The sequence below is a fragment of the Brachybacterium paraconglomeratum genome, from assembly GCF_003994255.1.
GTDB classification, from domain to species: domain Bacteria; phylum Actinomycetota; class Actinomycetes; order Actinomycetales; family Dermabacteraceae; genus Brachybacterium; species Brachybacterium conglomeratum.
Map to the genome: position 1 here is coordinate 73047 of NZ_ML133855.1, position 12940 is coordinate 85986.

The 12940-nt window shown below is 73.6% G+C and carries 10 protein-coding genes; 3 read left to right on the forward strand and 7 right to left on the reverse strand.

What is annotated here, in order from left to right:
* Positions 1–24: 24 nt before the first annotated feature.
* A complete protein-coding gene (locus tag DS079_RS17090; protein WP_164736179.1) occupies positions 25–303 on the reverse strand; it encodes a type II toxin-antitoxin system prevent-host-death family antitoxin in 279 nt (92 codons plus the stop codon).
* Positions 304–840: 537 nt separating this feature from the next.
* Between DS079_RS17090 and DS079_RS09310 the strand changes: the two genes are divergently transcribed.
* Complete coding sequence (locus DS079_RS09310; protein ID WP_126986827.1) at positions 841–4593, forward strand: DNA polymerase III subunit gamma and tau; 3753 nt, start codon at positions 841–843, stop codon at positions 4591–4593.
* A 57-nt stretch (positions 4594–4650) separates the two neighbouring features.
* Here DS079_RS09310 and DS079_RS09315 read toward each other — a convergent pair whose 3' ends face one another.
* Positions 4651–5178, reverse strand: a complete 528-nt coding sequence (locus DS079_RS09315) for a GyrI-like domain-containing protein (RefSeq protein WP_126986829.1) — start codon at positions 5176–5178, stop codon at positions 4651–4653.
* 157 nt (positions 5179–5335) lie between these two features.
* On the reverse strand, positions 5336–6700 hold the full coding sequence (locus tag DS079_RS09320) for a glycoside hydrolase family 125 protein (protein ID WP_126986831.1): 1365 nt from the start codon (positions 6698–6700) through the stop codon (positions 5336–5338).
* Positions 6701–6843: 143 nt separating this feature from the next.
* Here DS079_RS09320 and recR point away from each other — a divergent pair, with 143 nt between their 5' ends.
* Positions 6844–7437 carry a recombination mediator RecR gene (gene recR / locus DS079_RS09325; RefSeq protein WP_010549346.1) on the forward strand — a complete coding sequence of 198 codons (594 nt, stop codon included), beginning with the start codon at positions 6844–6846 and terminating at the stop codon, positions 7435–7437.
* A 19-nt stretch (positions 7438–7456) separates the two neighbouring features.
* Positions 7457–9157, forward strand: a complete 1701-nt coding sequence (locus tag DS079_RS09330; RefSeq protein WP_126986833.1) for a hypothetical protein — start codon at positions 7457–7459, stop codon at positions 9155–9157.
* A gap of 123 nt (positions 9158–9280) precedes the next feature.
* Here DS079_RS09330 and DS079_RS17425 read toward each other — a convergent pair whose 3' ends face one another.
* From DS079_RS17425 to DS079_RS09345, 4 genes are all read right to left on the reverse strand, one after another.
* The gene (locus tag DS079_RS17425; RefSeq protein WP_241237607.1) at positions 9281–9910 is read right to left on the reverse strand and encodes a hypothetical protein; all 630 of its coding nucleotides are present in this window, start codon (positions 9908–9910) and stop codon (positions 9281–9283) included.
* Positions 9911–10408, reverse strand: a complete 498-nt coding sequence (locus tag DS079_RS17430; protein ID WP_241237608.1) for an ABC transporter permease — start codon at positions 10406–10408, stop codon at positions 9911–9913.
* Positions 10408–11442: an ABC transporter ATP-binding protein gene (locus DS079_RS09340; protein WP_126986835.1), complete on the reverse strand. Its 1035-nt coding sequence runs from the start codon at positions 11440–11442 to the stop codon at positions 10408–10410. Before DS079_RS09340 ends, DS079_RS17430 begins: the two co-directional genes overlap by 1 nt.
* Before the next feature lie 93 nt (positions 11443–11535).
* Entirely contained in the window at positions 11536–12903 is a 1368-nt protein-coding gene (locus DS079_RS09345; RefSeq protein WP_126986837.1) for an ABC transporter substrate-binding protein, read from the reverse strand.
* Positions 12904–12940: the final 37 nt, after the last annotated feature.

A 12940-nucleotide genomic window follows, 5' to 3' on the forward strand; every position in this document is an offset into this window, starting at 1 on the left:
CGGGCAGGCAGGCCCGGTGCCTGGTCAGAGGAACTCGAGGAACTGCCTGTTCTCCGCCATGATCTCCTCGAGTCGGATGCGCGGGGGCCGAGCGTAGGGCTCGTCCCCGAGTGCGGTGCAGGCGCGGTCGAAGAAGTCGGCGGAGACCAGCACGCCGCGCGCCCGTGCACCGCGACTCATCACCGTGACGGGCTGACGGTGCGAGAGCTCGAGGAGCTCGCTCAACCTCGTGCGGAACTCGGAGGCGGTCACGATCTTCGTGGTGACCGCGGCCTCGATCGCGGTCAGTGCAGGCGGGCCCATCGACGGCCCGCCAAGTGGGGTCCCGATCGCGTCACTCACATACCTCGCGCGGCCAGTGCCCGCCGTGCTCGTCTCGTCAGCCCGATCCGTCTCGTCCGCTGTGTCGTCCCGATTCGACCCGTCTGCCGCGTCGATGCGATCCGACACCTCCACCTCTGCTTCCCATGCACTCTCTGCCATGCCGCTCATCCCCCGTATCTGTCATGTCCCTGAGGGAGAGTCTCGGCCATCTGGTCGGTATCGGCTCCGCATGCGGTGTCTGTTGTGGAAAAGCACGTACATGACGTACGTGATGTACGCAGTTCTCTGCAGTACCTGTGCCGTGCGGCGTCGTGCGGTGCCCGAATGCCGCCGCCGCGCGTCGAATGACCGACGAGTGCCGGGGGGGCGGTCGCCCGGCGCTGGATGGCCTCCGCGAGATGACCGCCGCCCGGCGTCGAGGAGGGTAGCCGTGACCTCTCCTCCACAGTGCGGGGTTCTCCACGAGGATCCCTGCGACGGTGGGGGAGCGTGGGTGGCCTCGACTAGCCTGTCGGGGTGGCCACCGCTCTGTACCGTCGTTACCGCCCGGAGTCCTTCGCCGAGGTGATCGGCCAGGACCACGTCACCACGCCCCTGCGGCGTGCGCTGCGCGCGGGCCGGGTCGGCCATGCCTACCTGTTCTCGGGGCCTCGCGGCTGCGGCAAGACGACCTCCGCCCGCATCCTCGCCCGCTGCCTGAACTGCGAGCAGGGGCCGACGGACACTCCCTGCGGGACCTGCGACTCCTGCCGCGACCTCGCACGCGGCGGCGCCGGCTCGCTCGACGTGGTCGAGATCGACGCGGCCAGCCACGGCGGCGTGGACGACGCCCGCGAGCTGCGGGAGCGCGCGTCCTTCGCCCCGGTGCGGGACCGCTTCAAGGTGTTCATCATCGACGAGGCCCACATGGTCACCTCCGCCGGATTCAACGCGCTGCTCAAGCTCGTCGAGGAGCCGCCGGACCATGTGAAGTTCGTCTTCGCGACCACCGAGCCGGACAAGGTCATCGGCACGATCCGCTCCCGCACCCACCACTACCCCTTCCGGCTCATCCCGCCGCAGGTGCTCGGCCCCTACCTCGAGGAGGTCTGCGCCGCGGAGGACGTCCAGGTCGGCGAGGGCGTGATGCCGCTGGTCGTGCGCGCCGGCGGCGGCTCCGCCCGTGACTCGATGTCGGTGCTGGACCAGCTGATGGCCGGCGCCGGAGAGGACGGCCTGGACTTCCCCACCGCGATCGCGCTGCTCGGCTTCACCGATACGGCCCTGCTCGACCAGGCCGTCACCGCCATCGCCGAGCGGGACGCGGCCGCGCTCTACTCCGCGGTCGAGCACGTGCTCGCCACCGGCCACGAGCCGCGCCGCTTCGTCGAGGACCTGCTGGAGCGGATGCGGGACCTGATCGTGCTCGCCGCCGTGCCGGACAAGGGCGCCGACCTGCTCCCGCAGGTCCCGGCCGGTGAGCTCGAGCGGATGCTCGGCCAGGCCGCGCAGTTCGCCCCGGCCGATCTCTCCCAGTGCGGCGACCTGGTCCACGAGACCCTCTCGACCATGAGCGGCGCGACCTCGCCCCGTCTCCACCTCGAGCTGCTCGCGGCCCGACTGGTGCTGCGGGACGAGCGGGCGGCGCTCGCCGCGGCCGACGCGCCGGCCGTGCAGGGCGGAGCGCCCCAGGGCGGTGCGGCCGCAGGCCGCGGCGCGCAGGACCGCTCCGGTGCGGCGCCGACCGGCGGAGGTGGCGGCCGTGAGGAGGCCCGGCGCATCGCCCAGGAGCGCGCCGAGGCGGCCCGGCAGGCGCGCGGAGGCGGGCGGCCTGCCCCCGCGGCCGCCCCCAGCGCGCCGCCTGCCCCGACGCAGGACGCCCCGCCCGCCGCACAGGGCGGGAGTCCTCAGAGCGAGCCGACGAAGACGGCAACCGCCCCGGGTTCCTCCTGGGGTGCGGCGCCCCAGGGCGACGATCAGGCCGCTCAGGCCCCGCGGACCGAGCGCCCAGGTGCTCAAGGAACACAGCCCTCGTCCTCGCCGCGGCGTGAGGAGGCAGCTGCCTCCTGGGGCGCGCTCGCTGGTGCTCGCCAGGCCTCGGGCGATGAGCGCCGTGAGCCGCCGGCCGGGCAGGGAGAGCCCGGCGGCCAGGGCGCTCCGGCACCGACGGCTCCACAGGGTGCCCCGACGGCTCCGCAGGGCGGCCCGACGGCTCCGCAGGGTGGACCGGCCGGACCGCAGGGCGGCCAGTCCACGCCGCAGGGTGCGGGCCCCGCGCTGCAGGGCGCGTCGGGCGCACCGCAGAACACTCCGGCTGCGCCGCAGGGTGCTCCCGCGTCGGGCGGCGGGCTCGATGCCGACGCAGTGCGCGGGCACTGGTCCGCGATCCTCGACGAGCTGCAGCAGATCCGCCGCCCCAGCTGGGCCCTGATCTCGCAGAACGCGCACGTCAACGGCGTGAACGGCAGCACCCTCGTGCTCGGATTCCGCACCGAGGGCCTCGTGAGCGCTTTCCGCCGCGGCACGGCGGCGGAGAACCTCGCCGACGCCGTCCGTCGCATCATGCACGTCGACGTCATGGTCGATGCCGTCGTCGGGGAGGATCCCGGCCCCGGCGGCGCTGGTCCCGGTGGCGCTGGTCCCGGTGGTGCAGGCCCCGGCGGAGGTGGCACCGCAGGTCCAGGCTCCGCCGGCAGAGCTCCTGGAGGGAACGGTCCTGGCGGTGCTGGGCCGGATAACGTCGGTCCCGGCGACCCTGCCGGCTACAACGGCCCGAGCGGCTCGGGTGGTCCGGGTGGTCGTGGCGGATCGGGCGACTGGGCTCCCCGCGGACAGGGTTCCGTCGGGCAGGACGCTCCCGACCCGGGCGGGCAGGGAGGCGGAGCCGCCGGCGGCCCGAATGCGGAGGACCCGTCCGGCCGCCAGGCTCCGCGGACCGGGGGAGCGCCGTGGGGAGATGCCGCCTCCGCGATGGCGCCGCGCGAATCCGCACCCGCCGCCGCGCCGTCCGCGCCGGGCTCCGCAGCTCCGTCGGCAGCCCCTTCGGCCGCGTCGTCGTCCTTCCCGTCGTCGGCCGCCCCGTCGGCGGCGTCTGCCGGCGGCGACGGTCACGAGCGGCAGCAGCCCGCGTCCGTCGGCCAGCGCGCCTCGGAACGAGCGGTGGCCGCCGCTGCACGTGCCGCAAGGAACGCTCCGGCCGGACCCTCCTACGCCCCGGCCGACGACTTCCCGCCGGAGCCCGACGACCCCTACCCGCCGGACCCCGAGGAGTACGGCCCGCCCGCGCAGCACCAGCCGCCCGCCGCGGCGCAGGGCGGAGGCCGCTGGTCGGAAGCGCTCGAGGACCGAGGCACGGGAGCCGGCGGCCCCGCCGCCCCGTCCCGATCCGCCGCGGCGTCCGCCCCGTCGGCCCCGTCCGCATCCGGGGCCTCCGCGTCCACGGAGTCGGCAGCGGGCGATGCTCCTGGCCGGACGCTCCCGGACTCCGCGTCGGCGGGCCCGCCGCTCCAGGTCGAGGACGAGGGGCGCGACAGACTGCCGGCGGAGGAGCCCCGCACCTTCGGCCAGAACGCGCTCAAGCGTGCCCTCGCGGAGGGCCGCGTGGTCCGCTCGCTGCCCGCCGCGCACCTCGCGCAGGGGGCGGACGCCTCCGCCTCAGGACCGGGCGAGGCCCCGGTCCGGGAGCCGGAGGACGTCGCGCAGGGCGGTGACATGCCGCATGAGTTCACCGCGGCCCCCGAGGTCCCCTCACCCACCTCGCCGGACTCAGCCCCACCGGCCGGGCTCGGCCGTGCCGTCCCGCACGGCGACGCCGTCCCGCACGGCGACCCAGCTCAGCCTTCCGGCCAGGTCGCGCCGGGCGGCGCGGATGGCTCCGCCTCCGCACGCGCGTCGAGCTCATGGGGCGCCGCGGCGGCGGTCACCGGCACCGCCTCGGGAGCATCCCCGGCGCCCTCCGCGGCACCGTCGGCTCCGCCCGCCGCAGCTCCGACCACGCCGCCCGCCGCAGCTCCCAGCACCGCACCAGCCGCACCGTCGGCGGCAGACGCGCCGCGCAGCGGTGCCGCGCTCGTCCGCGAGGCCGCGATGGCGTCCCGCACCGCAGGTCAGCGCCTGCGAGGAGGGCGAGGCCAGTCGGATCAGGCACCCGAGGCCGATCTGGACCCGACCGGCGGCGCGACCCGGGACGACGAGGACGCCGTCGTCGCGACCCGGAACGGCCGCGAGGTGATCGAGAAGATGCTCGGCGGCAGGGTCCTCGAGGTCATCGACGAGAACCGTCCGCGCTGACTCGGCGAACGTCGCATCGGCGCATGCCTCATCGGCGCGCGCCGACCTGCATCCTTCTCAGCTGCGCGGCTCGAGCAGGGAGAACAGGTCCGTGCGCAGGGTCGCCGGGTTCATGTCGGGATGCGGCTCGGTGACGTAGAACTCCCAGAACGGGTACGTCATCTGCTCGTCCGACTCTCCGACCTGCTCGGTGAACGCCCCCCACTTCTCCGCGAGGCCGCCGTAGGCGCCGATGTGCGAGGTCCAGGCGATGCGACCGCCCGGGATGCTCGACCCGATGACCTCGTAGCCGCTGGGCAGCTCGAGGGTCTCGGTCAGCGGGGCGTCCACCGGGAAGCCCACCTCGAGATCGGCCGTCGCGACCGGCGCCCGGTGGTGCAGGGAGAACGCGGGGCCGATCGGGCGGATGCCCTGCGCCGCCAGCGCCTCGGCGAGGTGGGAGAAGGTGCCGTCCATGAGGGCGGGCATGTCGTACATCGGGAAGTCGTGCTGGACCACGACGGCGGTCATGATCTCGGGAGCGTTCGTGATCCGGCAGGAGGTGGCGGGCTCGGCGGCGTCGTACGGGGCGGGCATCGGCGACATCGGGACTCGTCCTGTTCGCGGTCGGCGGCGGGCCGAGCAGGAAGGCGGCGGCCCGGTCAGACGCTATCGCGGCAGGCTGGACGCCACCAGCACCGCCAGGAGCCGGCACGCTCTGCGGTGGATCCCCGTCGTGCCCGATGCCCACCACCCCTGGGGCTCATGACAGGGACCGCGCCCCCTCGTGCGTGCCGGACCGGTCCCGCAGAACGCCGGCCAGATCCAGCGCCAGCTCGCAGAACATCGAGTTCGACCAGGAGAACCACTCGCGTGTGAACACCGACGGGTCGTCCACGTGCACGCCCTCGTGCATCATCCCGGTCCCGCCGTCCGTGCGGATCATCAGCTCGAGCAGACGCAGCTTCTCGTCACGCTCCGCACTGGTCAGCCCTTCGACAGCGAGCGCGATCGGCCACACATGGTCCTTCGGGGTGTGCGGGGAGCCGGCGCCCTCGAGGTACAGCCCCTCGTAGTAGTACGGGTTGCTGCGCGAGAGCACCGCGGCGCGCGTGGCCAGGTAGAGCGGATCATCCTGCGCCACGCAGCCCAGGTACGGCAGGGCGAGCAGGCTCGGCACGTTCGCGTCGTCCAGGAACCGGTGGTCGCCGCGGCCGTCGATCTCATAGGCCCAGACCCGCTCGCCCGTCGGCCCCTCGATCGTGCCGTGCTCCACCAGCGCCGCACGGATCTGCTCCGCGCGCTCCCGCGCCTCGTCCGCCTCCGCCGGGGCGTCCGCGACCTGCTCCAGCAGCTCCGCGAGACGCTCCAGTGCGAGGGCGAGGAAGTGGTTGCCGGGGATGTTGTAGCCCAGCTCGCAGGCGTCGTCCGAGGGGCGGAAGCCCGCCCACACCAGGCCGTTCGGCGTGGTGAGGGAGCCGCGCCCCTCCCGGGCGAGGGTGTCCTGGGCGGGCACGCCGGAGCGTCGGAAGAAGTACGCGGAGCGCTCCTCGTGGTGCTGCTCGGCCCGGACGGTGGAGAGGATCGCGCGGGCCGCGGGCAGGAAGCGCTCGTCGGCCCACGAGGTGTCGCCGGTCGCCCGCCACAGCCGCCAGGCGAGGTCGGGGCCGTAGGAGAGGGAGTCGAGCTCGAACTTGCGCTCCCACGCCCAGGGATTATCGCGCTCGGTCTCGTCCGCGTCCCAGTGAGAGGAGTCCGGGGCACGGTTGAAGGCGTTGGCGTACGGGTCGATCTCGAGGTACTGCCAGTGGCGGCGCAGCAGCCCGGCGAGCAGCGCGACCAGCTCGGCGCGGTCCTCGTCGGCCCCCACCCCGGCGACCACGAGCCGCAGCAGCGGCGTCAGCTGCGCGGCGGAGTCCCGCAGCCACATCGCCGGGATGTCGCCGGTGATCACGAAGGTGGTGCCGTCCTCCTCCACGCTCACCGTGGTCTCGGAGGTGTTGCGCAGGTACGCGACCACGCGCTGCGCGATCTCGCCGACCAGCGCGTCGGAGGCGCCGAGATCGGCGAGGCCCTCGAGCACGCGTGCCTGCACGGCGTCGAGGAGGGTGTCGGGAAGCCTGGCCATGGTTCTCCGCATCGAGAGTGGGTCGGGATCGCCAGCGTATCGAGGTCTCTCGCGCCCGGTCCGGCCGTCCGCGGAGCGTGCAGCGATCCACACCACCTCGACGCCGTCGCCGCACGTCGGCCCCGGGAACTAGAGTGAGACGCGTGTACGAAGGCATCGTCCAGGACCTCATCGACGAGCTCGGCAAGCTGCCGGGCATCGGCCCCAAGTCGGCGCAGCGGATCGCGTTCCATCTGCTGGACGCCGACGACGCCGCCGTGCGCCGGCTCGCCGAGGTGCTCGTCCAGGTCAAGGACACCGTCCGCTTCTGCGAGATCTGCGGGAACGTCTCGGCGGAGGAGAAGTGCCGCATCTGCACCGACCCGCGCCGCAGCGACGAGGTGATCTGCGTGGTCGAGGAGTCCAAGGACATCGTCGCGATCGAGAAGATCCGCGAGTTCAAGGGCCGCTACCACGTGCTCGGCGGCGCGATCGACCCGATCGGCGGCGTCGGCCCGAACGACCTGCGCATCACCCAGCTGATGAGCCGCCTCGGCTCCGGGGAGACCCAGGAGGTCATCCTCGCGCTGGACCCGAACATCGAGGGCGAGGCCACCGCCGCCTATCTCTCCCGCCTGCTCGGACCGCTCGAGCTGACCGTCACGCGCCTGGCCTCCGGGCTGCCCGTCGGCGGCGACCTCGACTACGCCGACGAGATGACCCTGGGCCGAGCCTTCCTCGGCCGCCGCACCGTCTGAGGCGCCGCCGGTTCCCGTGATGACCTCTCCCCACTCCCGGACGCTGCCGCCGCTGACGGACCTGCCCTCGCCGCCGCGCCTGCCGGAGGAGGAGACGCACCTGGTCTCGCCGGGGGAGATCATGGTCGAGTCCCGGCGCGAGATCCTCCGCAGCCTGCTGCGTCGACTCTGGGCGCCGGCGCTCGTGCTGCTCAGCCTCTGGTACGTGCTGCTGACTCTGTACGTCGTCGGCGCCTCGCCGACCTTCTGGTTCTTCTCCCTCCTCGCCGGCCTCGGCGATCCGGCCTACCTGCGCCAGGCGATGAGCGCCCTGAACTTCACCTCCGAGGGGCTGTGGACCGCGTTCCTGCTGCTGCCCGCCCTCGCGACGGTGCTGAGCCTGCTCGGGGCGCTGCTGGTGCCGCGCCTGGTCGCGCCGCTGCAGCCCCGCCGCTTCCTCTCCGAGACGCAGTTCCAGCGCGGCGTCGAGGACCGCACCACCGCGATGCTCCTCGCGCTGCCGGTGCTCACCGTCCTCGCCCTGCCGCTGACGGTCGTGCTCGGCCTGCCGCAGCCCTGGACCGGGCTCGGCGCGGGCCCGCTGTCCGTGTGGTGCGCCGGACTGGTCGCCCTGGAGCTCGCCTGGGTGCTCGTGCGTCGCACCGTGCCCGCCGCGCGGCTGCTCGGGATCACCTCCCACGAGGTGCTGCACACCGAGGCGCGCATCGGCACCGACCCGGAGCGCCGACGCGCCGCCGCCCGGCAGCACCTCGCCCAGGACCGCCGGCACCTGCCGCCGAACCCCGGCACCCCCGCGGCCGACGGGGCGAGGAGCCCCCGCGGCGCCCTCACCGCGCTCGCCCTCATCGCCCGGTCAGCACTGACCTGGGTGCTGCCCGCCCTGGCCGGGACCTCCTGGCTGGTGCTCGGCATCGCGGACCTCGTCACCGTCCTGGGCTCCCTGTCCGCGACGGGACTGTCCCAGGTCGAGACCCCGCTGCGCTGGCAGCACCTCGCCGTCGGCCTCCCCCTGCTCGGGCTCGTCGCGGCCGGCTGCGCGCTCGCCCCGGCGCTCGCGGTCCCGCTCTCCTCCGGCCACCGCGCCCAGGTGCGCGACCAGCGCACCTACGCCGAGTGGGCGCACCGGGCCCGCGTGAATCCGTGGGAGGCGCGGGTGTGCACGCTGACCGGCTGGCTCTGCGCGGGCTGGGCGCTCGCCGGGACGGTGCTCGCCGCGGTCCTGCTCCCGCTGCTCGGCGCCGGGACGGCCCTGACCTGGGTGTTCCTCACCCTCCTCGCGCTCATGGCCGTGCCGCTGCTGGGCGTCGCGGCGACGCAGGCGATGAAGAGCGGACTGCGCGACGTGCTCTACGGGCCGGCCAGCGGATACATGCGCCGCGAGACCCCGTACGCGCTGGTCGCCCCCGAGTTCGGCACCCGCGCCGACCGCGCGAAGGACCCCGCGGTGCGCGCCGCGCTGCGCAAGCGCCTCCAGGCCGACGGCGGCGACCACGCGCTGGAGATCTTCGACCTCGACGCGGCGGGGGAGCGGCTGTGGGTGGACGAGAACGCCCCCGGAGCGAGCGACACCGCCGTGCGGCAGGCGGACCTCGCCCAGGGCGTGCTGCCGGACTTCGGCTCCGAGGGTTCGGCCTTCACCGGCGGCGGGAACAGCCCCTCCGAGCAGGCCTCGCACCTGCACGACATCCCCGACACGGTCACCGGGCTGCGCGAGCGCTGAACCGGCGGCCCTGTATCGGCCCTCGGCGCGTGGTCGACTGATGGCGTCCTGCGTCCCGGTACGGATATATCGCCGTACCGGAACGCAGGACGCCATCACCTGACCACGACCGGCCCCGTCGCCTCAGGCGATCCGGGTGCCCGCGCCGAGGTGCCTGACCGGCACGGCGAGCCGCCGCACCGCGACCAGCAGCGACAGCGCCCCGACGAGCAGCCACAGTCCGAGACCCATCGGCCACACCGGACGGTTCGGCGGCGTGCCGAGATCGGTGGGATAGCCGGGGTCCTCCGGCGAGCAGTGCACGGAGTGGACGGGGTGGGTGGTGGTCGCGGCGGAGCGCATCCCGGTCTTCAGCGTCGTCAGCAGGTCCGTGTCCGGGTCCTCGAGGGGGTCGTAGTCCGCAGGAAGGGCCGGCGCGGCCTCGGCCAGGAGCACCACCGGGTTCCCCCACAGCAGCGGCAGGGAGAGGTCCAGCCGCGGCACCGTCTCCTCGACCTGCTCCGCCACGCACCGGCTCTTCTCCATCGAGTACTCGTCGTCGTAGACGCTGTAGTAGTTCGTGACCTCCCGCTCCTCGTTCAGCACCACGGCGGTGGAGCCCCACGCGATCGGCAGCACCACCGTCACCCCGAACACGATCACGTAGGCGAGCACCACCGAGCCGAGCTGCCGCGAGGTGAGCGCCGAGAGCCCGAGCCCCACCGCGGTCACGCACAGGGTGAGCAGCACGATCACCCCGAGCAGCCGCAGCATTTACAGGATCCCGATGCTGCCCAGCAGCGCGATCGGCACCAGCGAGGGCAGGGCGAGGACCAGGAAGGCCAGCCCGGTGAGGAAGCCCGCGAGCAGCTTGCCGAGCACGATCTCGGCGGGGCTGAGCAGGCTGGCCTGCAGCGTGGCGAGGGTCCCGGCGGTGCGGTCGCCGTTGATGGATCCGGCCGACAGTGCCGGCACCACCAGCAGCATCGCGAAGAGCACCAGGATCATCTGCAGGCTGAACACCATCGCCGCGATCGGGCCGACGTCCTCCCACTGCGCGGAGTACAGCGTCGGGCCGAGGCCGAGCGCGCCGATGCCCATCATCACCAGCGTCCACACCGCCAGTGCCACGTACCAGCGCTTGGAGCGCAGGCGCTGGCGCAGCTCGAGCGAGGTGACCAGCCGCAGTCCGCGCCAGCGCAGCGCATAGCGGCCGCGGCCGCGGGGACGGTCGGTCCCGGGACCGGCCTCGAGGGTCTGGGGAGTGCTCATCACAGGGCTCCTTCTCGCTGGGCGGCGTCGGAGGCGAGATAGGCGGCCTCGAGCCTGCCCGTCGTCGGGCCGAAGCCGATGATCCGGGCGCCCGCGGCGGTGAGATCCGCGAGCAGGCGGGCGGCGGTCGCGTCGTCGGGCAGCTCCACCACCGCCTCCGCATGGCCGGAGGTGGTGCGGTCGCCGGCGACCACCCCGCCGTGGCGCACCTGCAGCTGGTCGAGCGCCTCGACGAGCGCCTGGTGGTGCAGCGAGGAGATCCGCCACGGGCGCGGCCGGGCGGCCAGGTCGCGGAGGCTCGAGGCGTCCACGGCGCGACCGCCGTCCATGAAGACGACGTGGTCGGCCATCTCCTCGAGCTCGCCGAGGATGTGGCTGGAGACCAGCACGGTCGCCCCGTCGGCCGCCCGTGAGCGGACCACCTGCAGCAGGCGTCGGCGCGAGGCGGGGTCCAGGCCGGAGGCGGGTTCGTCGAGGACCAGCACCTGCGGGTCGTGCACGAGCGCACGAGCCAGGCCCAGGCGCTGCTTCTGCCCGCGGGAGAGCACGTGCGCGGGCTGCTGCGCGAGCGGCACGAGGTCCAGCAGCTCCAGCAGCTCGTCCACCCTCCCGCGCAGCTGCGCGGAGGGCAGGAAGTAGGCGCGGCCCATCACCTCGAGCACCTCGGCGACCCGCAGCGAGTCCCACGCCCCGAACTGGTCCGGCATCCAGCCCACCTGCGCGCGCACCGCGGCGGAGTCCTCGGCGGGGTCGACGCCGCCGACGAGCACCCGGCCCGAATCGGGGGCCAGCAGCGAGGCGAGCATGAGCATCAGCGTCGACTTGCCGCAGCCGTTCGGGCCGACCAGCGCCGTCACCGCCCCGCGCGGCGCGGTGAAGCTCAGATCCGCCACCGCCTGCACGCTGCCGAAGGCGCGGCTGACGTGCTCGGCGACGATCCCCGGCCCCTCCGGACCGGGAGCCCTCTGCGGGGAGGCATGGTCGACCGGCGGGAGGGGCGGAGGCGGGCCGTCCGCGGGTGTGCTCTGTGTCATGGGGCTACATTCCCACGCCCTGACCTGGAGCGACAGCCCTTCCTGGGCACGTTCGGGGCACGAACTGTGAGGAAGCGGTGGAGAGCCCGCGGCTCACTCCGCCATGGCGGCGTTGCCCTCCTCCTGCGCCTGCGGGATCCCGTCGGCGGCGGAGAGCCGTCCGATGAAGACCTCCTGGAAGATCGGCATCGCGGCGGTCAGCCCGGCGTTCGCACGGGCGCCGGTGTCGGCCTCGGCGGGGTTCTTCGCCGCCTCGACGAACACGCTCACGTCCACGCCCTTGCCCTTCCAGAACTCGATGTACGCGTCCTGCGCGTCGACGTGGCCGGGGAAGGAGACGCCCTGCTCCGCGAGCGGCAGCTGACCGTCCTTCGAGCCGAGCCAGGTCAGCAGCTCGGCGATGCCGGCCTGCTGCTCGTCGTCGGCCTTCGCGTTGCCGACGGCGACCACGCCGTGGACCAGCGACTTCGCCCCGTCGGGGCCGGCGACCGGGGCGGCGAGCGCCCACTCGAAGGAGTCGGCGACGCCGTCGGAGACCGGCAGCAGGTTGTAGGGCCCGGACTGGAACAGGGCGAGCTTGCCCTGGGTGAACAGGTCGCGGGTGAAGTCGCCGTTCTCGTTGGTGTCCGCGGCGCTGGGCGCGATGTTCTCGACGTTGATCAGGTCCGCCATGTACTGGAATGCCTCGATGCCCTCGGGGGAGGCGAAGGTGTACACGTCCTCGTCCTGCCACTGCGCGCCGTTCGAGGCGAGCATCGGGCCGATGATCGCCTGCCGGTCGGCCTGCGAGTTGAAGCCGAACTGCGCGCGGGAGTCCACGTCGAAGCCGTCCTCGCCTGGGTGGCGGCCCTCGCCGTCCACCGTGAGCTTCCGGCCCGCGTCGCGCAGGGAGTCCGTGTCGGCGGCCGGGTCGAAGGCGAGAGCCGACGGGTCCACGCCCGCCTCCTCGACCAGCGCCTTGTTGTAGAACACGGCGATCGAGTCCCAGATCTGCGGCACGCCCCAGAGCCCGCCGTCGCGCGAGTACAGGTCCACCACGGCCTTCTCCCACTGGGAGGCTCCGTCGGGGACGACCTCGTTGATGTCCAGCAGGTCGCCGGAGTCCTTGTACAGCACGTAGTTCGCGGAGTTCATCCAGTACACATCGGCCGCATCGCCGCTGGCGACGTCCAGCGGCAGACGCGTCCAGTAGTCCGCCCACGGCACCACGTCGATCGACACGTTCCAGCCGGACTGCTCCGTGAACGTCGCGAAGGACTCCTCGTAGGCGGCCACCGCGTTCTCGTCCCACAGGCGGAAGGTCAGCGTGCCCTTGTCACCGCCGCTGCTGCCGCCGGCATCGCTGCCGCCGCCCTCGCCGCCGGAGCCGCTGTCACCGCCGCCCGACGGGGAGCAGGCCGCCGCGGTGCCGAGCAGGCCGGCGGCGGCGAAGGAGGAGAGGAGGGTACGACGCTTCAGCATGGGAGGTCCTTCCGGGAAGTGGTGTCCTGCCCATTAT

Excerpts from the sequence above, each read along its gene's own strand:
- DS079_RS17090 (WP_164736179.1), bottom strand. The coding sequence starts at position 303 with ATGGGCCCGCCTGCACTGACCGCGATCGAGGCCGCGGTCACCACGAAG.
- DS079_RS09315 (WP_126986829.1), bottom strand. The coding sequence starts at position 5,178 with ATGTCGCCGATGCCCGCCCCGTACGACGCCGCCGAGCCCGCCACCTCC.
- DS079_RS09320 (WP_126986831.1), bottom strand. The coding sequence starts at position 6,700 with ATGGCCAGGCTTCCCGACACCCTCCTCGACGCCGTGCAGGCACGCGTG.
- DS079_RS09330 (WP_126986833.1), top strand. The coding sequence starts at position 7,457 with ATGACCTCTCCCCACTCCCGGACGCTGCCGCCGCTGACGGACCTGCCC.
- DS079_RS17425 (WP_241237607.1), bottom strand. The coding sequence starts at position 9,910 with ATGCTGCGGCTGCTCGGGGTGATCGTGCTGCTCACCCTGTGCGTGACC.
- DS079_RS17430 (WP_241237608.1), bottom strand. The coding sequence starts at position 10,408 with ATGAGCACTCCCCAGACCCTCGAGGCCGGTCCCGGGACCGACCGTCCC.
- DS079_RS09340 (WP_126986835.1), bottom strand. The coding sequence starts at position 11,442 with ATGACACAGAGCACACCCGCGGACGGCCCGCCTCCGCCCCTCCCGCCG.
- DS079_RS09345 (WP_126986837.1), bottom strand. The coding sequence starts at position 12,903 with ATGCTGAAGCGTCGTACCCTCCTCTCCTCCTTCGCCGCCGCCGGCCTG.